The organism is Stenotrophomonas sp. YJH_SMC_48-3 (genome assembly GCF_059369375.1).
Window position 1 is genome coordinate 63,145 of the sequence record NZ_JCAFSQ010000002.1, and the last position, 21,465, is coordinate 84,609.

General features: G+C 65.3%; 19 protein-coding genes and 1 pseudogene. 10 read left to right on the forward strand and 10 right to left on the reverse strand.

Going from position 1 to position 21,465, the window contains the following annotated elements; translation table 11 throughout:
• The 3 genes from AC5P65_RS03200 (at nucleotide 1) to AC5P65_RS03210 (ending at nucleotide 4,273) form a co-directional block, all read left to right on the forward strand.
• Entirely contained in the window at nucleotides 1–384 is a 384-nt protein-coding gene (locus AC5P65_RS03200; RefSeq protein ID WP_329867443.1) for a hypothetical protein, read from the forward strand.
• A 67-nt stretch (nucleotides 385–451) separates the two neighbouring features.
• On the forward strand, nucleotides 452–3,286 hold the full coding sequence (locus AC5P65_RS03205) for a UvrD-helicase domain-containing protein (RefSeq protein WP_329867441.1): 2,835 nt from the start codon (nucleotides 452–454) through the stop codon (nucleotides 3,284–3,286).
• A gap of 9 nt (nucleotides 3,287–3,295) precedes the next feature.
• A complete protein-coding gene (locus tag AC5P65_RS03210) occupies nucleotides 3,296–4,273 on the forward strand; it encodes a hypothetical protein (protein ID WP_329867439.1) in 978 nt (325 codons plus the stop codon).
• 42 nt (nucleotides 4,274–4,315) lie between these two features.
• On the opposite strand, the gene AC5P65_RS03215 is transcribed toward AC5P65_RS03210, so the two are convergent.
• Both AC5P65_RS03215 and AC5P65_RS03220 read right to left on the reverse strand, forming a co-directional pair.
• The gene (locus AC5P65_RS03215; protein WP_495215421.1) at nucleotides 4,316–4,987 is read right to left on the reverse strand and encodes a hypothetical protein; all 672 of its coding nucleotides are present in this window, start codon (nucleotides 4,985–4,987) and stop codon (nucleotides 4,316–4,318) included.
• The gene (locus AC5P65_RS03220) at nucleotides 4,987–5,358 is read right to left on the reverse strand and encodes a hypothetical protein (protein WP_329867436.1); all 372 of its coding nucleotides are present in this window, start codon (nucleotides 5,356–5,358) and stop codon (nucleotides 4,987–4,989) included. Before AC5P65_RS03220 ends, AC5P65_RS03215 begins: the two co-directional genes overlap by 1 nt.
• Before the next feature lie 567 nt (nucleotides 5,359–5,925).
• Between AC5P65_RS03220 and AC5P65_RS03225 the strand changes: the two genes are divergently transcribed.
• Nucleotides 5,926–7,797: a DUF262 domain-containing protein gene (locus AC5P65_RS03225; RefSeq protein ID WP_329867434.1), complete on the forward strand. Its 1,872-nt coding sequence runs from the start codon at nucleotides 5,926–5,928 to the stop codon at nucleotides 7,795–7,797.
• 91 nt (nucleotides 7,798–7,888) lie between these two features.
• On the opposite strand, the gene AC5P65_RS03230 is transcribed toward AC5P65_RS03225, so the two are convergent.
• Complete coding sequence (locus AC5P65_RS03230; protein ID WP_329867432.1) at nucleotides 7,889–8,368, reverse strand: Csu type fimbrial protein; 480 nt, start codon at nucleotides 8,366–8,368, stop codon at nucleotides 7,889–7,891.
• 82 nt (nucleotides 8,369–8,450) lie between these two features.
• Here AC5P65_RS03230 and AC5P65_RS03235 point away from each other — a divergent pair.
• From AC5P65_RS03235 to hglS, 3 genes and pseudogenes are all read left to right on the forward strand, one after another.
• Nucleotides 8,451–8,792, forward strand: a pseudogene (locus tag AC5P65_RS03235) (HAD family hydrolase); the annotation flags it as partial.
• Nucleotides 8,793–8,823: 31 nt separating this feature from the next.
• On the forward strand, nucleotides 8,824–9,312 hold the full coding sequence (locus tag AC5P65_RS03240) for a hypothetical protein (RefSeq protein WP_171953326.1): 489 nt from the start codon (nucleotides 8,824–8,826) through the stop codon (nucleotides 9,310–9,312).
• A 164-nt stretch (nucleotides 9,313–9,476) separates the two neighbouring features.
• Nucleotides 9,477–10,838, forward strand: coding sequence for a 2-oxoadipate dioxygenase/decarboxylase HglS (gene hglS, locus AC5P65_RS03245; RefSeq protein WP_111098406.1), 1,362 nt, complete (start codon nucleotides 9,477–9,479; stop codon nucleotides 10,836–10,838).
• A 137-nt stretch (nucleotides 10,839–10,975) separates the two neighbouring features.
• Here hglS and scpC read toward each other — a convergent pair whose 3' ends face one another.
• Nucleotides 10,976–12,490: a succinyl-CoA:acetate CoA-transferase ScpC gene (gene scpC / locus AC5P65_RS03250; protein WP_069139898.1), complete on the reverse strand. Its 1,515-nt coding sequence runs from the start codon at nucleotides 12,488–12,490 to the stop codon at nucleotides 10,976–10,978.
• A 384-nt stretch (nucleotides 12,491–12,874) separates the two neighbouring features.
• Here scpC and glnE point away from each other — a divergent pair, with 384 nt between their 5' ends.
• Nucleotides 12,875–15,670, forward strand: a complete 2,796-nt coding sequence (gene glnE / locus AC5P65_RS03255; protein WP_180832620.1) for a bifunctional [glutamate--ammonia ligase]-adenylyl-L-tyrosine phosphorylase/[glutamate--ammonia-ligase] adenylyltransferase — start codon at nucleotides 12,875–12,877, stop codon at nucleotides 15,668–15,670.
• Nucleotides 15,671–15,844: 174 nt separating this feature from the next.
• Here the strand turns inward: glnE and AC5P65_RS03260 are convergent, their stop codons facing one another.
• The 6 genes from AC5P65_RS03260 to AC5P65_RS03285 form a co-directional block, all read right to left on the reverse strand.
• Nucleotides 15,845–16,405: a queuosine precursor transporter gene (locus AC5P65_RS03260; RefSeq protein ID WP_019662191.1), complete on the reverse strand. Its 561-nt coding sequence runs from the start codon at nucleotides 16,403–16,405 to the stop codon at nucleotides 15,845–15,847.
• 75 nt (nucleotides 16,406–16,480) lie between these two features.
• A complete protein-coding gene (locus AC5P65_RS03265) occupies nucleotides 16,481–16,993 on the reverse strand; it encodes a hypothetical protein (protein WP_111098404.1) in 513 nt (170 codons plus the stop codon).
• A 33-nt stretch (nucleotides 16,994–17,026) separates the two neighbouring features.
• Complete coding sequence (locus AC5P65_RS03270) at nucleotides 17,027–17,530, reverse strand: hypothetical protein (protein WP_031269949.1); 504 nt, start codon at nucleotides 17,528–17,530, stop codon at nucleotides 17,027–17,029.
• 19 nt (nucleotides 17,531–17,549) lie between these two features.
• The gene (locus tag AC5P65_RS03275; protein WP_180832619.1) at nucleotides 17,550–18,401 is read right to left on the reverse strand and encodes a DUF2145 domain-containing protein; all 852 of its coding nucleotides are present in this window, start codon (nucleotides 18,399–18,401) and stop codon (nucleotides 17,550–17,552) included.
• A gap of 48 nt (nucleotides 18,402–18,449) precedes the next feature.
• On the reverse strand, nucleotides 18,450–18,680 hold the full coding sequence (locus AC5P65_RS03280) for a hypothetical protein (protein WP_005415044.1): 231 nt from the start codon (nucleotides 18,678–18,680) through the stop codon (nucleotides 18,450–18,452).
• A 209-nt stretch (nucleotides 18,681–18,889) separates the two neighbouring features.
• Entirely contained in the window at nucleotides 18,890–19,879 is a 990-nt protein-coding gene (locus tag AC5P65_RS03285) for a mitochondrial fission ELM1 family protein (RefSeq protein WP_180832618.1), read from the reverse strand.
• Between the two features lie 126 nt (nucleotides 19,880–20,005).
• On the opposite strand from AC5P65_RS03285, the gene AC5P65_RS03290 reads away from it, so the two are divergent.
• Together AC5P65_RS03290 and AC5P65_RS03295 are read left to right on the forward strand one after the other, a co-directional pair.
• On the forward strand, nucleotides 20,006–20,596 hold the full coding sequence (locus AC5P65_RS03290; RefSeq protein ID WP_005415046.1) for a malonic semialdehyde reductase: 591 nt from the start codon (nucleotides 20,006–20,008) through the stop codon (nucleotides 20,594–20,596).
• An 86-nt stretch (nucleotides 20,597–20,682) separates the two neighbouring features.
• Entirely contained in the window at nucleotides 20,683–21,390 is a 708-nt protein-coding gene (locus tag AC5P65_RS03295) for a YceI family protein (RefSeq protein ID WP_005415047.1), read from the forward strand.
• Nucleotides 21,391–21,465: the final 75 nt, after the last annotated feature.

A 21,465-nucleotide genomic window follows, 5' to 3' on the forward strand; every position in this document is an offset into this window, starting at 1 on the left:
ATGACGGGTTTGCAGGACGACGAGAAGGCGTTGTTTGAGCGCATGGTCAACGACGCCATGCGCGTGTTCGGGTATGGCCGCCCCAAGGCCGAGAAGCTGGTCAAGGGCGTGATCCCACGGATCCGACACCAGGCCCAGATCCAGAAGGAGCGGCAGAAGAAGGCGACGCGCAAGAAGAAGGTCCATGGTAGCCAGAAGCGGAATGGGCCCATGACACGCGAGGAAATCGCCAAGCTGCCTCCGGTCGTTCCTCCACGTCCCCCGCCGCGCAATGCCAAGGAACGCTTGGAGCGCGCCTTGGGACCGGATGAAGGCGAGCGCAGGCGTCGCAGGGGCAGCCCTGTTGTCCAGGGTGGTAGCCCCGGGCTAGGGCGGCGGCGCTAGCTCCTACCCGCGGGTCCCATGGCAAGATGGCCCCAAGGACAAGGGGAGTGAGGGACTGGGGTAGCGGATGATCGAGGGGATTCTGGCTTGGCAGGCCATCATTTTCGTTTCGATTGCTCTGGGCGGGCGCAAGCGAGGCTGGATCGTCGGGTTCTGGGTGGTCTGGACCCTCCTGCAGGTGTTCGCTCTGTGGCTATCCGTTATCCAGTTCGGTACGATCTGGTTTGCTTGGTCGATATTCGGCAGCAAGACTTCCAGCGCTGTTTCAGCTCCTCAACCGCCAAAGCTTGATCCCGCGGTCGAGGCCGAGCGGCTGGCCAAGCAAAAGCGTGAGGACGACGAGTTCCAAGAGGCGCACAGACAGTGGATTGGCCGAGTGTCTGGGGCTCTGGGCGCTGGGCGATGGATCCCGAACGGTAGTGTCGGGAGATTGCTGGCCAAGTACCCAGCACCTAAGCACGCCCGCAAGACCTGGAAGCAGGCCGTCGGCGAGTCGACACCCGAAGAGACCTTGCGTCTTCAGTTCTACAAGTTGAATGCCCAACACTTGGCGCGCCAGAAGATTGCACGCAAGGACTTTTTCGCCACCGTGGAGAAGAACCCACTCACGGACGAGCAGATCCACGCCTGCGTATGCATGGATGACGCGGTCATGGTCGTGGCCGCTGCAGGCTCTGGCAAGACGTCCACGATGGTGGCCAAGACCGGGTATGCCTTGCATGAAGGCCTGGCCGCGCCGGAGCAGATCTTGTTGTTGGCTTTCAATCGAGCAACGGCCGACGAAGTAGGACAACGCATTGCCGAGCAGCTGAAGGGCGTACCGCAGGTCGAGAAGGTCAGGTCCAACACTTTCCACGCCTTCGGCATTGATGTCATCGCCAAGGCTACTGGCAAGAAGCCATCGCTGGCCCCGTGGGTAGACCCGAGTAATCCCGGCGCCGACGTGCGGGAGGTGGGCGACATCATTCGGATGCTGTCCGAGCAGGACAAGACATTCAAGCGCGACTGGGACCTGTTCCGGACGGTGTACGCCCGAGATGTAGGCAAGTGGGGCCAGCCCGACGAGCCGGAAGCCTACGCCAATGGCGTGCGAGGCTTTCGAACGGCCCGGGGGGAGGTGGTCAAGAGCAAGGAAGAACGCACGATCGCCGACTGGCTGTTCTACAACGGCGTGAGCTACGAGTACGAACGACCCTACGAACACGAGACGGCCGATCACCAATACCGGCAATACTTCCCCGACTTCTACTACCCCGACGCCAAGCTCTACCACGAGCACTTCGCCCTGAACGAGAAGGGCCAAGCGCCCAAGCATTTTCAGGACTACCTGTCAGGCGTGAGGTGGAAGCGGCAGCTTCACGCCAGGATGGGGACAGCACTGTTTGAGACCACATCGCATGGTCTGTTGACTGGCGACGCTATCCCAGCCCTGGAACAAGCGCTGATTGAGCGGGGCGTGCAGCCTGCCTTCGATCCGAGCAAGGAAGTCACAGGCCTGCCGCCCGTCCACGAGCAAGACCTGGCCCGGTCGTTCCGGGTGTTCCAGCAGCACGTGAAGAACAATGGCCTGACCCATCAGGATCTGCTGGCAGCGCTCCAAGCCCAGTCCAAGGACGGCTTTGGTGCACGCCTGCGCATGTATCTGTCCATCTACGAGCGGATTGCGGCCGAATGGGAGAAGCGCCTGCAGCGGGGTAACTTCATCGACTTCGAGGACATGCTGATCCTGGCCGCGGGACATTTGGAGTCAGGCGCATACAAGAGCCCGTATACCCTCATATTGGCTGATGAGTTCCAGGACAGCTCGCGCGCCCGTATCCGGCTGTTGAAGGCCTTATCCAATCAATCCGATCCGCCCGCGCACCTGTGCGTGGTGGGTGACGACTGGCAGGGTATCAATCGCTTTGCGGGCTCGGACATTACGGTGATGACCGAGTTCGAGAAGACGTTCGACAACGCCACGCGCCTGTCGCTTAGTACCACCTTCCGGTGCCCCCAGGATCTTTGCGACGTGTCCAGCCAGTTCGTCCAGGCCAACCCGGCGCAGATCAAGAAGAAGGTCAAGACGACCAACCCGCTGACCAAGACCCCCATGCTGGCCTATGGGTTCGCGAACCAGGACAGCATTGCCGGCTACGTCGAAAAGCAACTGGGCCACATGCACCAGTTGGCAGTTGAAGGAAAGGTGACGCCGGCCAAGGGGTCGCATATCACGGTCATGCTCCTGGGGCGCTACCGCGATGACAAGCCCACTGCGCTGGAATCCTGGCAGCGCAGGTTCGGTGACAAGTTGAAGATCGAGTTCCGCACCGCCCACGGCTCCAAGGGGTTAGAGGCCGAGTACGTCTTCGTCCTCAACGTCGTGGAAGGTACGCGCGGCTTCCCCAGCCAGATCCAAGACGACCCCGCGCTGCAGCTGGCCATGCCGGCGCCAGACCCGTTCCCGTTCGCCGAGGAACGCCGCCTGTTCTACGTGGCCATGACCCGCGCTCGCAAGCAGGTTCGGCTCTATACAACGCTGGGCCAGCCCTCGCGGTTCCTGGTGGAGCTGGCCAAGAAGGAACACATCAGGATCGAGCCCATCGACGGCGAGGCCCTGGAACCATGCCCGGAATGCGGTCGCGGGGTCTTGCAGTTGCGATCAGGCCCTTACGGCGACTTCCACGGATGCAGTCGCTTTCCTGCGTGTACCTTCAAGCGGAAGGTGGACCAAGGCGCGGCCACCCCAGCCCAGCCCAGAACACGTGCCCAGCGGCTACCGGCCAACAGCAAGGCGGGCGACCAATGCCCCGTGTGCAGACGAGGCGTCATCCAGTCGAGGACCGGGCGGAATGGACCATTCTTGGGCTGTTCCCGCTTCCGGGAAGGCTGTCGGGCAACGGGAAATACAGGTCAGGGATAGGAGGCAGGAATGGCCACTTCCGAGATGGAGGCGCGATTTCATAGGTTCGCCTTGACGGTCGAGGGCGCCGAGGCAATCGACGATCTGCCGCTGGACACCCGTGAAGGCCAGCGTGCGGACTACCTATGGTGTTCTCGGTCCGTCATCGTTGAGCTGAAGGTGCTGCGAGGAGATCCCCAAGCCAAGGTCGATAGCACGTTCGACGAGCTGAGCAAGCGTGACGACTACCCGGTGATGTTCGGCCACGTAGCTGCACCTAAGGTGCTAGCGCACCTGCCCGACGGGGCTGAGCAGCTACGCCGTCTGCATCAGAAGGTCATGCGATCCGTGGAGGCGGCATTTCGAGATGCAAAGGGGCAGATCGCCAACACCAAACGACTTTTGGGGTTGGACGACGCCTTGGGCATTCTGGTCCTGCTGAACCCCGACATCGAAGCGCTGGACCCCATCAGCGTGGGGAAAGAGATCAGCCGCCTCATGCAACACCGACAAGGGGACATCTGGGCGGTGGATGTAGTTTGGCTGTTGTCGGAGGCTCATTTGGTTGGTGAGGCGCAGCCGTGCATCATCATTGAAAGCGATAAAGTTGACCGCTTCACATGGACTGACGCGTTCTTGTCCTCCCTCAACACCCAGTGGGGTGCCTTCAACAATAGCCCCGTACTTACCTCAGACGCAAAGCTGCTGACGGACCTGCCGATGAGGCGAAAATCCGAGCAACGGACTGGGCCATTGACCAACGAGCAGCGATGGCGGGCCAGCTACCGCGCCAATCCGTACCTGCGCCAGCTGGATGATAATGCCCTACGGGAGTTCGGAGAGAAGGCCATTGGCGATCTTATGCCGTACTTCCTGGTGGGCGGCCCAAGGAAACCCATGGTCGAGCTAGAGTCGCTCTTCGTGCGGTGGACCCACTTCCTGGAAGAGGCCTCCGATCGTGGATTCGACGCTCGAGGGATGGGGCTTCCGCACCAGCGACCCGGATGATCTCTGGAACCGCTGACCATTGGAGCTGATTCCAGCGCACGATCAATCCAGAGGCGCAGGCGGTAGGTGGGGCTTGAAAGTTCGTTCCCTCGCCGGGCTCCTGCGTCGTACCACGCGGGCGATGGTGGTGGGCGCAGACCGTTCTTGGCCGTTCACGATTCGCAGGGCTTCTGTCTTCAAGTGGCGTTCCGAGGCACGTACACCCATGGCACGCGTCTCTTTCTTGACCCTCGCCCACTCGGCGACCCGCCATGCATAGTCAATGCTGTTGCGCCTGCAGTACTCAAGTATGAGTGAGGGTGGAATACTCCATGCTTTCGCCAGTCGCTTAGCACTGTAATGAACGCCTATGTTGTCTCGAAGGAACTTTTCGTGCTTCAAGGTCGGCACCCTGAGGCATTGGCGGAAGCGATCATCGATACCAGGACGGGTGTCGCTGTAGGTGTAGCGGGTGGACAGATCGATGGAACGTGCTTGAAGAACAGGTGCACGCTTCCGTTCCAACTCCTTCCGGCGGAATATTGCTTCGTCCAAGGCTCTCATCAAGCCAATCTCCTCGGCTTCCAGTTCAGCGATCTGCTGGTCAATCCTGGTCAAATCCTTGCGCGCCAGCTTCTTGACCTCCTCGTTGGACATGTACCGGGTATGGGTTTCGCTTGCTCGTGCTGTAAAGCGAAGGGAATTCACTGTCGTGGTTCTCTTGAGGCGGCTCATCACATTGCCCTCCGTGGCTCAGGCAGTCCGTTCGCGCTGCCCTGAGGCCTGGCCTGCTGGGCGATCGAGGAAAGTGCGTTCCGACGCGCTTCGCAGACCACATCGATCGTGGACATGCAGCCTTCGTTGTCCTTGGCGAAGGGGTCGGCTCCGCGATCAAGCAACAGTTGTGCGATGGCGCTGGCATGCTGGAGATTTGCGTCCTTTGCCTTTACTTCGTTCTCGATCGAAGGGCCGCCAAACGCGTCCATATCGTCGATTCGGATCGTGGTGTGAGTACGGAAAAGTGGCGTTCGGCCGCGCTCGTCTCTGGCGTTCAAGTCCGCGCCAGCGTCCAGAAGTACCTTGGCTTGTTCGACGGTGCGTGCCACATGTAGGGGGTCACGCCTCCCAAGCCGCGATAGTTGGCATCTGCCCCGGCCTTCACAAGGTGGGCGGTCACGGCGGCGTTCGGGCTCCAAAAAATGTTGGCTGGGTACCTGGGGTCTCGATCAAACTTATAGCGGTCATACCGAACCAGCCAACGATTTATTGTAGGGACGTGGTCCCAGAACCAAGTCTGGAGTTCAAACGCATCCATTGGAGGGCGGCATAGAGAGCAGATCAACAGGGCTCCAGTGGCACCTGCTACCGCGCCGAGCACCAGAGACACAACCAGAGCGGTCAAGCCAGTGACGCCAAGAAGTCCCAATGTACCGAGGGATAACAGACACGCGCTCAGGCTGAGGCTGGCGAATAGTTGTTGCTCAACGTCAAAGGTTTGTTCTTCATTCTCGTTCTGAGGCATGGCTGAACTGGAACGGGGAGGGTAATTCCAGCATGGCTGGAAAGCCGATTTCGGCAACCCCTGGGCCTGTCGGCTGGCTCGCAAATCCGGAATGGCGTGGGCCCGTTTCCCCCGGGCATAATGGGTCGTCAGGGGGAGATCGGAGCGGGGAATGAAGTCGGAGACTTGGACGATCCAGCAGGTGTTCCAGGATCGGAAGCAGTACAAGGTGCCGTTCTACCAGCGGGCCTACGTCTGGACTTTGGAGAAGCAGTGGCCCTTGCTCTGGGCTGATATCAAGGACAAGGCCGAGGAGCGGCTGGCCAACACCCAGCCTGCACCGCACTTCCTGGGCGCCATCGTGGTCGAGCCCCAAGAGAAGGTGGGCCTGCGGGGTGTGGATACCCTCCACATCATCGACGGCCAGCAGCGCCTGACCACGCTGCAGTACGTCCTGGCCGGCATCCGGCTGGCCACCCGCGAATTGAACATCACCGACTACGACTCGTACTTGGCGGCGGTCTTGGACAACCCCAATCCCACTACCATGGCCAATGCCGAGGTGGAGGTGTTCAAGGTCTGGCCAACATTCTCCGACCAGAAGGCGTTTGTGTCGGCTATGACGGCTGACAAGCTGGCCACCTTGCAGGCGCGGTATCCCGCTCACTTCACCCAGGCTGGCACCTTCCGGCGTATCGGGATTGTCCACCCGCCCGCGCTCAATGCCATCTGGAACTTCGCCGAATGGGCCAAGGCTTGGATCGAGGCCAATGGCGGGACGGACGCCGTCGAAGCCCTGGTCATGGCGGTGCTGACCGACATGAAAGTGGTCCTGATCCAGTTGGAGAAGGGCGACGACGCCCAAGTCATCTTCGAGACCTTGAATGGGCGAGGGGCCGAGCTCCATGCCACCGACCTGATCCGGAACCACCTGTTCATGACAGTGGACAGCAGCAAGGAAGATCCGGCGGCGTTGTATGAAGCGAAGTGGAAGCAGTTCGAGCAAGACACCTGGAAGGTCGCCGAACGGCGCGGTCGTATCACCAAGCCGCGCCTGGAATGGCTGATCTTCTCGGCCATCCGCGCCCAGACAGGGCAAGAGGGCGACCTGGCCCGCCTGTACGTCGATTTCAAGAACTTCGCCCAAGGGCTGTCCACCACCCAGCAGTTGGACATGCTGGACACCTATGGCAAGCACTACCTGCAACTGATCCAAGGCAAGGGCGACTTGCCGGTGGCCCGGTTCGGGCGGCGGCTCCAGCCGTTCGACACCACGACCACCCACCCGTTGGCCTTGCGCATATCGACAGCTGACGTGCCCGACAGCGAGAAGACCGCGATGTTCAACGACATCGTGTCGTACATCGTTCGTCGTGCCGTCTGTGGCCTGACCCCCAAGAACTACAACAACTGGTTCATGTCGGTCCTGCGTCAGTGGATCAAGGGCGAGCCCACGCGGGAAGCCTTGAAGGACCTGCTGGCGTCATCACCGAACAGCCCGGCGGCGCGCTGGCCTGAGGATGACGAGTTTGTCCACGCCTTCCAGACGGCACCCACGTACTACGGCAATCTGGATGCGGGTCGGTGCCGAATGCTGCTCACGGAGCTGGAGGGCTGGTTGCGCCTGGCCAAGCGCACGGAAGAGCCCTCCATCCCCGACCTGTCCAATCTGGACATCGACCACATCCTGCCCAGGTCGTGGTATGAGCATTGGACCTTGCCCGATGGCAGCAAGGCCACGTTTGCCGAGAGCCAGGCCGCCGAGCAGCAGGAGTTGGTGGGATCTGTCCTGTCGGACCACTACCAGGCTATCCGCCGCCGCGCCAAAGCCATTCCCACGTTGGGGAACCTGACGCTGCTCAACCTGTCGGTCAATCGCGAGGCCCAGAACAAGGACTTCGCTACTAAAAAGCAACTGCTGATCGCCAACACTGTGTTGAGCCTCAATGGCGACTTGATGGCCCGCGAAACCTGGGATGAGGACGCGATTGCAGTTCGTGCCAAGCGTCTGGCAGACGCGGCCACGCAACTGTATCCGCGCTGACAAAAGGACTCCCGGATTGCTCCGGGAGTCCACCAGACTATGAGACTTCCCCGTTCGCACAGTCTGGCAAAGCGACGAGGGGGCGCTCGCGTCAGAACGTGGAGGTCAGATCAAAAGTCAGCGGGCCGGTGTAGAAGCCATATGCCGGGATCGGGCCGCCACTGGGGTTGTAGACCAGCTGGAAGCCGATGGACTGAGTCAGACCGGTACCCGTGCCGCCGACGATGTCGCTGTTCGACCAGGTGTTGCCAGTTGCGGTTTCGCGCAGCTCGACTTCCATGGTTGCGCCACTGGTGCCGGAGACAGCGGTAATTGCGAAGCGGCCGTTGGCGTCCACAGTCGAAGTTGTGATGCTATACCCAGCGTCCTTGTTGCAAATGACCTGGATACTGCCGCCCGTCTGGAGTTGTGCACTGTGCTGGGACAGGTCGGCATGAACATCATCTACTGACATGATTTCGCACGTGGAGGGCACGTTTGCCGTGACGGTACCCGTTGCGGAGTTGGCGAAGGCCGGAACCGTGGCAAGCGCCGCCAGAATGGCAAGCATAAAGAGGTAGATCTTCTTCATTGGGGGAGGTCCTGTTGAGGGGGGAGGAACATCGGGGGTGTACACTGAAATGATTGCAAAATCAGCAGCATACGGAACGCACATGTTCCACCAGGAAGCGAAGATCAAGGTCGCCAACCTGGCCGAGCTCTTCCCGCGCATCGAGATCGTTTCCGAGAAGGACCCGGAGACCTACGCCCGCGTGCTGGCCGAATTCGACCTGCCGATGCAGCGCTTCGTGATGGTCGGCAACTCGCTGCGCTCGGACATCGAGCCGGTGGTCACCCTGGGTGGCTGGGGCGTGCATACCCCGTACGCAGTGACCTGGGCCCACGAGACCCAGCATGGCGTGGCCGACGACGAACCGCGCATGGTCACTGCCGATACCGCCCACGACTGGCCGGCCGCACTGGCGGCGATCGAGGCCAAGGCCGCTGCGGCCTGACAGGGCCCGTCGGCTGCGGCAGAATCGGGGCATGAACCACCGACTGCGCGCGCTGATGTTGTCCCTGCTGTTGGCGCCGGCCACCGTGCTGGCCCAGCAGACCGCCGAGCGCTCAAGCGCCTACGAAGTGGACACCGGCGACAGCTGGGTCGATGCCCAGCTGCGGGACATCAACCATTACGCCGAACGCTACCCCGACGCTTTCCTCGACGAAGTGTCGCGCTATGCCGACGTGCCGCGCGGCTACATCAGCGCGCTGTTCACCACCCACGGCTGGCAGGCCGGAGACATCTATTTCGCCTGCTTCTGGGCCAAGGCCAGTGGCCAGACCTGCCGCGACAGCGTGCGTGCCTTCAGCCAGGACCCGGAGGGCGGCTGGGAGGCGGTGGTCAAGCGCATGCCCACCAAGCCGGACAATCTGCACTACCGGGCTGTGCGCCATGCCATCGTGGCCAGCTACCAGCACTGGGACCGGCCGATCACGCTGGATGCCACCCTGAAGCGCCAGCTCAACCGGTAGTGCCGGCCGCTGGCCGGCACCTGCACCATTCCAGGCATCCGGAGGTTGCCGGCCAGCGGCCGGCACTACCGGTTTCCTTATGTTGCTCTGCGTATCGCCGCCGCCGGGCGCTCCGGCGACAATACGGTTCCGAGCTGTTCCCCGTTCCCGTAATCGAGTGACTGATGAGCGCCTCTTTCGTTTCGCCTGATGTGATCCGCCGCCTGTTCGCGCAGGCCATGTCCCGCATGTACCGCACCGAAGTGCCGCTGTACGGCACGCTGGTGGAACTGGTGGAGCGGATCAACGCGCAGGTGCTTGCCCATGACCCGGCGCTGGCCGCGCAGCTGCAGCGCAACGACGAGCGTGCGCGGCTGGATGAAGAGCGTCATGGCGCGATCCGCGTCGGCACCGCGCAGGAGCTGGCGACGCTGCGCCGCCTGTTCGCGGTGATGGGCATGTACCCCGTCGGCTACTACGACCTGTCGGTGGCCGGCGTGCCGGTGCACTCCACCGCGTTCCGCCCACTCACCGGCGCGGCGCTGGCACAGAATCCGTTCCGCGTGTTCACCTCGCTGCTGCGCCTGGAACTGATCGAAGATGAAGCGCTGCGTGCCGAGTCGGCGAAGATCCTGTCACGCCGCCGCATCTTTACCGACGGCGCACTGGCACTGATCGAGCAGGCCGAGCGTGACGGCGGCCTGTCGCAGGCCGATGCCGAGCGCTTCGTCGATGAAGCACTGGAAACCTTCCGCTGGCATGGTGACGCCACGGTCGACCTGCCGACCTACCGCGCGCTGCACAACGCGCACCGGCTGGTGGCCGACGTGGTCAGCTTCCGTGGCCCGCACATCAACCACCTGACCCCGCGCACGCTGGACATCGACGCGGCGCAGGCGGCAATGATCGAGCACGGCATGGCGGCCAAGGCGGTCATCGAAGGTCCGCCGCGCCGTGCCTGCCCGATCCTGCTGCGCCAGACCAGCTTCAAGGCCCTGGAAGAAGCCGTTCATTTCCCGGATGCCGAAGGTGGTGACGCCGGCACGCATACCGCGCGCTTCGGCGAGATCGAACAACGCGGCCTGGCGCTGACCCCGAAGGGCCGCGCGCTGTACGACCAGCTGTTGTCGCAGGCCCGCGACGCCGGTGGTGAAGGCAGCACCGGCGGCGACTACGGCCAGCGCCTGCAGGCGGTGTTCGCCAGCTTCCCGGATGACCATGACACCCTGCGCCAGGAAGGCCTGGGGTATTACCGCTACCAGCTGACCGACGCTGGCCGCGCCGCGCCGGAGCGCGTGGCCGATCTGCCCGCTGAAGTGCTGGTGGCCGCCGGCCTGGCCACGGCTGACCCGATCGTCTACGAGGATTTCCTGCCGGTCAGCGCCGCAGGCATTTTCCAGTCGAACCTGGGTGGCGAAGAACAGCGCGCCTATGCCGCGCATGCCAACCGCGAGGCCTTCGAGCAGGCATTGGGCGTGGCGGTGAACGACGAGTTCGAGATCTACGAGCGGCTGCAGGCCGAATCGCTGGCGGCGCTGCGCGGGTAAACCGCTTGCCGTGGAGCCGAGCGTGGGCTCGGCTCTACAGGGATTCTGCGGAGCGGCCCCTTTGTAGAGCCGGCCGGTGGCCGGCTGTTGGGGAAGCCGGCCAGCGCCCGGCTCTACCCGATGTCCGGACCCTGGGGTCAGCCCTTCATCGTTCCGGTATCCAGCCAGCGCTGGTGCCACGACAGCGCTTCCGGCAGCAGATGCGGGGTGTGCTTGCCGTAGCTCTCGCGGCTGGCACGGTCGAAGTAATCCTGCAGCTGCGGGCGGAAGTCCGGGTGCGCGCAGTTGTCGATCAGCACCTGCGCGCGCTTGCGCGGGGTCAGGCCGCGCAGATCGGCCAGGCCCTGTTCGGTGACGATCACCGACACATCGTGCTCGGTGTGGTCGACATGGCTGGCCATCGGCACGATCGCCGAGATGGTGCCGTTCTTGGCGGTGGACGGGCTCAGGAACGCCGACAGGAAACCGTTGCGGGCAAAGTCACCGGAACCGCCGATGCCGTTCATGATCCGGGTGCCCATCACGTGCGTCGAATTGACGTTGCCGTAGATGTCCACCTCGATCATGCCGTTCATGCCGATGCAGCCCAGGCGCCGCACCAGTTCCGGGTGGTTGGAGATTTCCTGCGTGCGCATGATGATGCGCTCGCGGTAGAAATCGATGTTCTCCTTGAACGTCTCATTCGCCTGCGGGCTCAGCGCGAAGCCGGTGCACGAGGCGTAGCTCAGCACGCCGTCGCGCAGCAGGTCGAGCATGCCGTCCTGGATCACTTCGGTGAACGCGGCCAGGTCGCGGAAACCGCTCCTGGCCAGGCCGGCCAGCACGGCGTTGGGGATGTTGCCCACGCCCGACTGCAGCGGCAGCAGGTTCGGCGGCAGGCGGCCCTTCTTCACCTCGTGCTTGAGGAACTCGATCAGGTGCGAGGCGATCTGTTCGCTGGTCGCATCGATCGGGCTGAAGGGGCTGTTGCGGTCCGGGCCATTGGTACGCACCACGGCCACGATCTTGTCCGGGTCGCAGCGCAGCGCGGTATCGCCGATGCGGTCGTTGGCGTTCACCAGCGGAATCGGCTTGCGGTGCGGCGGCAGCGCGGTGCCGTAGTAGATGTCGTGCATGCCGTCGACGCCGGCCGGCTGCCATTCGTTGACCTCGACGATCACCTTCCTGGCCAGGTCCAGCCAGGTCTTGTTGTTGCCGACCGAGGTGGAGGGCACCAGCGAACCATCTTCGCGGATGGCCGAGACTTCGATGACGGCGGTATCGATCTCGCCATAGAAGCCGAACCACACGTGCTGGGCGACGTGGCTGAGGTGGATGTCGATGTAATCCAGCTTGCCCTCGTTGATGCGGTTGCGCGCATCCGGGTCGCTCTGGAACGGCATGCGCATGGCGATGCCATCGGCCTTGGCCAGCGCGCCATCGAGTTCCGGCGCGGTCGAGGCGCCGGTCATCAGCTTGATCTGGAAGGGATTGCCCTGGGCATGCACCGCTTCGATGCGGCGGGCCAGTTCGACGGGAACGGCCTTGGGATACCCGGAGCCGGTAAAGCCGCTCATGGCCACGGTTTCACCGGGCTGGATCAGCGCGGCTGCGGCCTCGGCGGAGACCACGCGGTCACGGAGACGCGCGTTGGCGATGCGATCAACAGACATGACGACAGTGTTTCTGGGGGGAATCCCGATTATCGGCCATCCTCATCCGTACGGGGGGTTCTACCTTCGTGGAATGGCTTTTCCCCCAGGGGCTCACCCATACCCACCGGTTCTGTTTTGCAGTGCAGCGTGCAAAGTGCTTTCGCAGCCCGCACGATGGCCCTGCATCCCGACGTGGGGGAGGGAGCAGAGCCCGCTGGCAGTTCGCTGCAAGCGGGCTTTTTTACTGCCTGTCGCCCAGTATGAATGCGCGGCCTCCATTATCGGTAGTGCCGGCCGCTGGCCGGCAACTGCAGCAACCTTCGGCAGAATCTTGGGATCTGCCGGCCAGCGGTCGGCACTACCGGGTCCGTCGCGTCCCGACCGGGTCGATACAATCCGCCCATGACCCTCGCCCCCGCTGACCTGCCCGCCCCGCTGCAGCCCCTTGTCGACCGCGCCCTGGCGCGCCTGGCCCAGGTCCTGCCCGAGCCCGTTCCTGCCGAGCTGCTGCCGCTGCTGACCCGACTGGCGGTGGCCAGCGACTTCGCGCTGGACACCCTGGTGCGGCAACCGGCGCTGCTGGCGCAGCTGGCTACCCCCGGCTGCCCGCCGATCCCGCCACCGGTGCTCGATCCGCTGCAGCCCAGCGACTGGCCGGCGCAGATCCGGCGCTGGCGTACTGCCATGTCGACGCGGCTGATCTGGCGCGACCTGACCGGCCTGGACGACGTGGCACAGACCCTGGCCGGCGCCACCACCCTGGCCGAGGACTGCCTGCGGCTGGCGCTGGACGCGCTGCAGCAGGAATTCGCCCAGCGCCACGGTGTGGTCCGCGATGGCGAAGGCGCCGCGCAGCAGCTGGTGGTGTTCGGCCTCGGCAAGCTTGGCGGTGGCGAGCTCAACTTCAGTTCCGATATCGACCTGGTCTACGCCTATCCGCACGGCGGCGAATCCGACGGCCCGCGCGCGCTGGCCGCCGAAGAGTATTTCGCCCGCCTTGGCCAGCGCCTGGCCAAGCTGCTGGACGAAACCACCGTCGATGGCTTCAGCCACCGCGTCGACCTGCGCCTGCGGCCGTTCGGCAGCGCCGGCCGCGTCGCGCTGTCGTTCGCGGCGATGGACCAGTACTTCCAGCGCGAAGGCCGCGACTGGGAGCGCTATGCGTGGCTGAAGGCGCGCGCGGTCGCCGGTGATATCGAGGCCGGTGAAGCGTGGCTGCAGACCCTGCGCCCGTTCGTGTACCGCCGCTACCTGGATTTCACTGCGCTCGATGGCCTGCGCGAGATGAAGGCGGCGATCACCGCCGAAGTCGCGCGCCGCGAGCTGCACGAGGACATCAAGCGTGGCGCCGGTGGCATCCGCGAAATCGAGTTCCTGTGCCAGGCGTTGCAGCTGATCCGCGGTGGCCGTGAGCCGGCGCTGCGCGAGCGCCGCCTGCTGGTGGCACTGGACGCGCTGGTGGCCGCGGGACAGATCGCGCCCGAGGATGGCAGCGCGCTGCGTGAGGCCTACCTGTTCCTGCGCCGGCTGGAGAACCGCCTGCAGATGCTGCGCGATGCGCAGACCCACGTGCTGCCCAGCGACGCGCTGGACCGCGCGCGCATCGCCGTCGGCCTCGGCTACCCGGACTGGGACGTGCTGCGCGCGGCATTGGCCGAACAGCAGCAGCGGGTCAGTACTGAATTCGCCGCGCTGCTGGCGCCGCGCAAGGGCCAGGCTGCGCCCGACGCGCTGGCCAACTACTGGCGCAGCCTGCCCGAGGGCAGCAACGCGCCGTTGCTGGCGGAAGCCGGTTTCCTCGATGCCAATGGCGCCGATCAGTCGCTGCGCGATTTCGCCCAGGGCACCGGCGTGAAGTCCCTGTCCGACGCCGCGCGTGCACGGCTGGATCGCGTACTGCCGGCGCTGCTGCATGCGGCCACGCGCTCGCCGCAACCCGATGCCGCGCTCAAGCGCGTGCTTGGCCTGCTGCAGGCGGTGCTGCGCCGGACCAGCTATCTCGCGCTGCTGGACGAACAACCGAGCGCGTTGGCGCGGCTGGTGGATGTGCTGGCGCGCAGCGCGCTGCTGGCCGAGCGGCTGGCCGCGTACCCGCTGCTGCTGGACGAACTGCTGGACGTGCGCGTGTCCGGACCGATGCCCGATGCGTCCGGCATGCTGGCCGAGTGCCAGCAGGTGCTGGCGGTGGAAGACCCCGAATCCGCACTGCGCTGGCTCAACGAGACGCGGCTGGCGCTCAGCTTCCGCATGGCGATGGCCACGCTGGATGGCCGCCAGGGTGCGGTGGACAGCACGCGGCAACTGGCCGAGCTGGCGCAGGCGGTGGTCACCACCGTGCTGGCGATGGCCGAGGCGGACATGCGCGCCGCGCACGGCGGGATTCCCGGTGGACGTTTCGCGATCATCGGCTACGGCAGCCTCGGCGGGCTTGAGCTGGGCTTCGGTTCCGACCTGGACCTGGTGTTCCTGCACGACAACCCGGCTGGCGTGGAGGCCAGCGATGGCGCACGTCCGCTGGAACCGGGGCGCTGGTATGCACGGCTGGCACAGAAGGTGATGGCGCTGCTTGGTGCGGTCACCGCCGCCGGGCGCCTGTACGACATCGACGTGCGCCTGCGCCCGGACGGTGGCAAGGGTTCACTGGTGTCTTCGTTGGCCAGCTACACCGAATACCAGCGCGAACGCGCGTGGACCTGGGAACACCAGGCCCTGGTGCGCGCACGCGGTGTGGCCGGTGATGCCAGCCTGCTGGCCGATTTCGAACAGGTGCGTGCACAGACACTGGGTCGTGAGCGCGATCCGGCCACGCTGTATGCCGATGTGCTGAAGATGCGCGGCCGCATGCGCACTGAACTGGACCGCAGCGATGCCGCGCGGCTGGACCTGAAACAGGGTGCCGGTGGCGTGGTGGACCTGGAGTTCCTGCTGCAGACCGGCGTGCTGGCGCGTAGTGCGCAGCATGCGGCGTTGCTGCAGCCACGCGACACGCCGTCGCTGATCGATGCGCTGGCGATTGCCGGTTTCCTGCCGGAAGACACTGCGCAAGCACTGCATGGCGCGCATGCCACGCTGCTCGACGTGGGCCTGGCCTGCACGCTGGACCGTCGCCCGCGACTGGCACCGACCACGCCCGCGATTGAAGACGCGTGTGCGGCGATTACGGCGGCGTGCAGAGCGGCGGCGTTGCCGTTCGGGTGATGGGTGCACCCATTAGAACAATTGCCCGGGGATGATCCGCTGTTGGTAGGTGCCGACCGTTGGTCGGCACAATCTGTCAGCGGTGATGAACTCTGATGGAGCGTGCCGACCAACGGTCGGCACCTACCGTGCTCATGTGCCATCCAAGGTTGGCACCTACCAGAGCATGTGCGTTCAGCTGGTGGCGCGCAGCGGCGCCATCTTCCACAGCAGCGCGCGGAACGGGGCCAGCAGGCACACGCCGATCGCCAGCTTCACTGCCAGGTCGCCGGCGGCCCAGCTCACCCACGGCAGCGCGGAGCCGGCAAACGCGATCGACCAGAAAATGGTGGTGTCCACCGTCGCGCTGCAGGTGGTGGCCACCATCGGTGCGCGCCACCAGCTGCCACGGCGCAGGCGGTCGAACACGGTGATGTCCAGCAGCTGGGCCACGATGAACGCCGAGCAGGAGGCAATGGCGATGCGCGGGGTGGCCACCCAGATCGACAACAACACCGCCACCGCGAAGCCGATCCACGCCACGCGGCGCGCCGGGCCCGGGCCGAAGCGGCGGTTGATCAGGTTGCTGACCAGGAACGCGACCGGATAACTGAAGGCACCCCAGGTCAGCCAATCGTTGATCGGGTACTGCACCAGCACGTTGGACAGCAGCACCACCGCGCCCATCGCCAGTACCGCCAGCACCAGGGCGCGCGGGGTCAGCGGGGCAAACAGAGGGGCAGGACGCACGGACATGGCGAGCCAGAGGGAGAAAGGGGATCACCCATTATCCGCCCCGGCCGTGGCAAAACCAAAAACGGTCGTTCAGCTTTACAGCGCTTCACTCATCACGTCACCGGCGGCGTAGGCGGTGGGGACGTAAGCCAGGGCCTGGCCCTGCGCGCTCTTCACGGTCCAGCCGGCACCTGCCTCGGTGGGCTCGAAATGCACCCGCTGGCCGACCACGAAGGCCGCCGTCTGGTCTTCATGTACGCGCGCCGGCCAGCGCAGGGTGGCGGTCTGATCGGCCTTGTCGGGCACCTGCAGCTGTACCTGGCGCTCGCCCTCCGGCGTGGTCTCCACCTTCTTCACCTCCATCGGCGGCAGCGGCACTGCCTTGGTGCGCGTGGCCCGGCCGTTGCGTTCGCTGGCCTTGAACGGCGCCTTGGACAGTTCGGACAGGCCCGCCGATGCAGCGAGCGGCACCGAGACCACGATCAGCGAGGTGATCAGCACGCTGGCCTCGCTGCTGTTCAACTGCGGCGCGGCGCCGGCATGGACGGTGGGCACCAGCAGCACGGAGAGCAGCAATGCAGAAGCGGGAACGCGCAGGCAACGGAACATGGAGACCTCCTGGTCAGGGGGGGAGACGGCGGCTCAGCGCCGGGTATCGAAGATATCGCGCGGGCCGGTGGCCTCGGGCAGGTACTCCAGCGGGCGGCCCTGGTTGTCCTTCAGCTGCCAGCCCTGGTCGTTGCCGGTTGGCTCGAAATTCACGGTCTGGCCCACGGTGAACTGCACGGCCGGGTCGCCGACGCCGCGCGGATACTGCATCGATGCGGTGTTCTGCGGATCGTTGGCATCACGCAGCAGCACTTCGCGGCGGCCATCCACGGTAGTGGAGATGGCACTCACCTCCATCTGCGGCAGCTTGATCTGCTGCGGGCGGGCCAGCGGCTGGCCGGCGTCGGCGGCATCCTGCGCTTCCTTGGCCGCTGCAGCGCGGGCCGAGGCCACCATCTGCGTGGACATTTCCAGGCTTGGTCCCTGCGGACCCGGGTCGTGGATGATCACGATGCGGCGTTCGGCGTGGGCGGCCGTGGACCAGGCCAGGCCGGTGACGATCACCATCGACAACACAGAGGTAAGCAGCGGACGCATGTCGTTCTCCTTGCGGGATTCAGGGCGTGGCGGCAGTGGCACCGGCCACCGGCACATGGGGGATCACCAGTTCCTGCTGCAGCTGGCTGCGCTGGTGCAGGAAGTCGAACACCGATTCCACCGTCACCACCGAATAGTTGCCGGAGATGCGTTCGCCGGCTGGATGGTCGGTGGTGGTGGCGTTGGCTACGAACAGGCGCGCACCCACGCGCTTGCCGAGGCCGATATGCAGCACGCTGGGCTGGTACTTCTGCTGGCGCAGCCACTGCTGTGCCTGTTCGCGCTTGACGATGGCCGGCGCGCCTTCGGCCTGCGCCATCGCCGCCGCCAGCACCTCCAGCACCCACTGGTTGGAGTTCTGGTAGTCGGTGGCGAACGGGTAGGCGACCACGTTGTAACTGGTTTCGTGCAGCGCCTTGGGCTGGATCGAGGGCGGCACCAGCATCGCGCGCAGCGCTGCACGCAAGGGGGCCGACGGCACGCCGATGCGCAGGTCGGTATGGCCGCCGCTCTCGCCGACGAAGTTGCCGAGGCCCTCGTGGTACAGCTGCGAGCTGTCGGTCTTGCAGCGGTTGAGCAGGTGCATCGCGCGCCAGCGGCCGTCGTCCTCGCGCAGCAGGAAGGCCAGGTGGCTGTGGCGCAGGCCGTAGCGGCTCAGGTCCTGGCCACCGCGCGCGGCCACCACCACGTCCACATCGGGCAGCGCGTCCAGGCGTTCGGCGGTGGTCCAGGCCACGTCCAGCATCGCCGCCTGCGACGCCACGCTCGGGTAGCGCTCGCGGCAGGCGGTGCTGTCGGCCCAGGCCGGTGCGGTCGCCAGCAGGCTGGCGATCAGCAGCGCGGCACGGAGCAGGCGGGCAAAACGATCCATGTCGGTACCTTCAGCGGCGGGCAGGCCCGCGCGCCGATCATACGCTGCTCAGCGCAGCGGGCGATCCACGCCCTTGCGCTGGAGTTCCCTGTCGCAGGCATCGCTGATCGGCGCGATCGGCAGCGGCGGGCGCTCGCCAGTCTTCGGATCGCGCAAGGCCGGTTGTTCGCGATACGCGTCCAGCTGCTGCTGGCACTGGTAGGAAATGGGGTCCAGTTCAGTGGGCGCGGTGGAGCAGGCAGCGAGCAGGGCCAGCGGCAGCAGGAGCAGGGTGCGCATGAAGACGTTCAGCGTGATGGGGGAAGCTGGACTCTAACCGCACAGTCGGATCGAAATGTTCAGAAAATGCTGGGCGATCGGGTAACGGCGGGCCATGCCACGTCGCGGGGCTTGGGCCGCTGCGCGGTAGAGTCGACTGTTAGTCGACTATCGCGCGCAGCGCGGGGTTTTCAGCGGTATCGCCAACAGCAGTCGACTAACAGTCGACTCTACAACTCCTTCGCTGTTTTCCCGGGCTCTTGCGAAAAGCCAAGCCGCGCTTTCACTTCCGCGGCCACCCGCGCAGTCTCGCGCAGTGGTTCGATGCGGTCGTACTGCCAATCCAGCCAGTGCGGCTGCAGGCGCCCGCGTTCGCGCAGCTGCTGCTGGAAGCGGGCCAGCCGGCCCTGCGCGGTCTCGGCCAGCGCCACCATCACCGGCATGCGCGTGGCGCAGGCTTCAGAGAGCAGGTTCACCGAATCGGGCGAGACCACCACGCGGTTGGCCCAGCCGAGCAGGCCACCATAGGGATTGGTACCGTCGCCACCATCGCCCCAGATCACGTGCGGCAGGTTGGCGAACTTCGCGCGCAGGATCTCGGCCAGGGCCGGCGGCGTGCGTCGCGAGGTGGTTGCCAGCAGGCTGCCGCCTTCATTGCGGATCTGCTCGGCCAGCGCCTGGAATACGCCGACCATCGCGGTCTCGTCCCACGGTGCCAGCGGCGTCGGCCCACCGACCAGCAGTGCGGTGCGCGGGCCGGGCAGGGTGCTGAAGCCGGCGAACGCGGCGCGGCCCCAGGCCAGCCAGTCGTCGTCCACCGGGTTGAGGCTGCCGAGCAGGGTGAGCACGTTGCTGCCACGCAGGGCATCGTGTTCGGGCACCACCACCACGTCCCAATGGCGGGCGCTGATGCGCGGGTCGAGGATCTGCACCACCTGGCTGCCGCGTGCGCGCAGCACGCGCAGGGCACCGGCGGCCTGGCGGCCACAGCCGATCGCCAGCGCCGGGGCCTCGGCAGCCAGTGTCGCGAAGGCCTCGCCATAGCCATTCACATCGCCGGGCAGGCGCCGCGGCGACAGCCAGCGCCAGGGTGCGCGCGGTTGCAGGAGCAGCGGTCGGTGGGTGCCCTGGCGCAGTGCCGAGGCCAGCGCGACCGCCTGGCGGACATTGCCCGCACGGCCGTCGGTGACCGTCCATGGCGCGCTCGATCGTTTCACCATTGGCATTAATTCGTTTCAGCCCTGCTGGGTGTTGCAACAGTCGCGACACTCTACACTGCGGCTCGTCGTTTCGCCCCGCGCCGCCCGCGGGCACTGACTTCCTTTCGCCGCCCTGGAGATCCACCGATGTCCCACGCGCTCGACGCCGCCGCCCTTGATCAGCTGTTCCGTACGGCCCGCACCCAGAACGCCTTCCTCGACAAGCCGGTCCCCGAGAGCCTGCTGAAGGAACTGTACGACCTGGTGAAGTGGGGCCCCACCGCGGCCAACACCACGCCGGCGCGCTTCGTCTTCGTCACCTCGAAGGAGGCCAAGGACAAGCTGGCCCCGGCGCTGTCCGAAGGCAACCTGGCCAAGACCATGGCTGCGCCGGTCACCGTCATCATCGGTTTCGACCTGGACTTCCACGAGAAGCTGCCGTACCTGTTCCCGCACACCGATGCCAAGGCCTGGTTCGATGGCCCGCAGGAAGGCCGCCACGAAGCCGCCATCCGCAACGGCAGCCTGCAGGGCGCCTACCTGATCCTGGCTGCGCGCGCGCTGGGCCTGGATGCCGGCCCGATGTCCGGCTTCGACCCGGCCAAGGTCGACGAAGCCTTCTTCGCCGGCACCTCCATCAAGTCGAATTTCCTGGTCAACCTGGGTTACGGTGATCCGGCGGGCCTGTTCCCGCGCCTGCCGCGCCTGTCGTTCGACGAAGCGGCGCGCATCGCGTAAGTCGCTGTATCGGTTTCGGGCCCGCTGTCCCGCGGCGGGCCATTGCTGCACCGTGTACCCACCCTACGATCCGGAGAGTTCCTCAGATGAGCGCCACCCGTAAACTGCTGCTGCCGCTGGCCCTGACCCTGGCCATCGCCGCCTGCTCCAAGCCGGCCGACACCGCTGCCCCGGCTGCCGATGCCGCCGCCCCGGCCACCACCGAGCAGGCCGCCACCCCGGCCGCCGATGCCGCTGCTGCCGCGCCGGCCGCCGAAGCGATCAAGATCGCCTCGGGCACCTACAAGCTGGACCCGAGCCACACCGACGTGCTGGCCCAGTGGAGCCACTTCGGCTTCTCCAACCCCAGCGCGCACTTCGGCAACGTTGAAGGCACCCTGGTGTACAACGCCGAAGACGTGACCAAGTCCACCGTGGAAGTGAAGCTGCCGCTGAGCGGCCTGAACAGCTTCACCGCCAAGTTCGACGAGCACCTGAAGAGCGCCGACTTCTTCGACGCCGCCAAGTTCGCCGATGCCACCTTCAAGAGCACCAAGGTGGAAGCGGCCGGCACCAACAAGCTGACCGTCACCGGCGACCTGACCATCAAGGGCATCACCAAGCCGGTCACCCTGGACGTCACCGTCAACGGCGGCGGCGAGCACCCGATGGCCAAGGTTCCGGCCGCCGGCTTCGATGCCACCACCACCCTGAAGCGCAGCGATTTCGGCGTCGGCGCCTACGCCCCGAACGTCAGCGATGAAGTGAAGATCCGCATCACCACCGAAGCCACCGGCGAAAAGCCGGCGGCCTGATGCACCCCACTCACTCGTCGTGAGAAGGCAGAAGGCCCGCTGAAAAGCGGGCCTTCTTTTTGCGAATGCGATCCG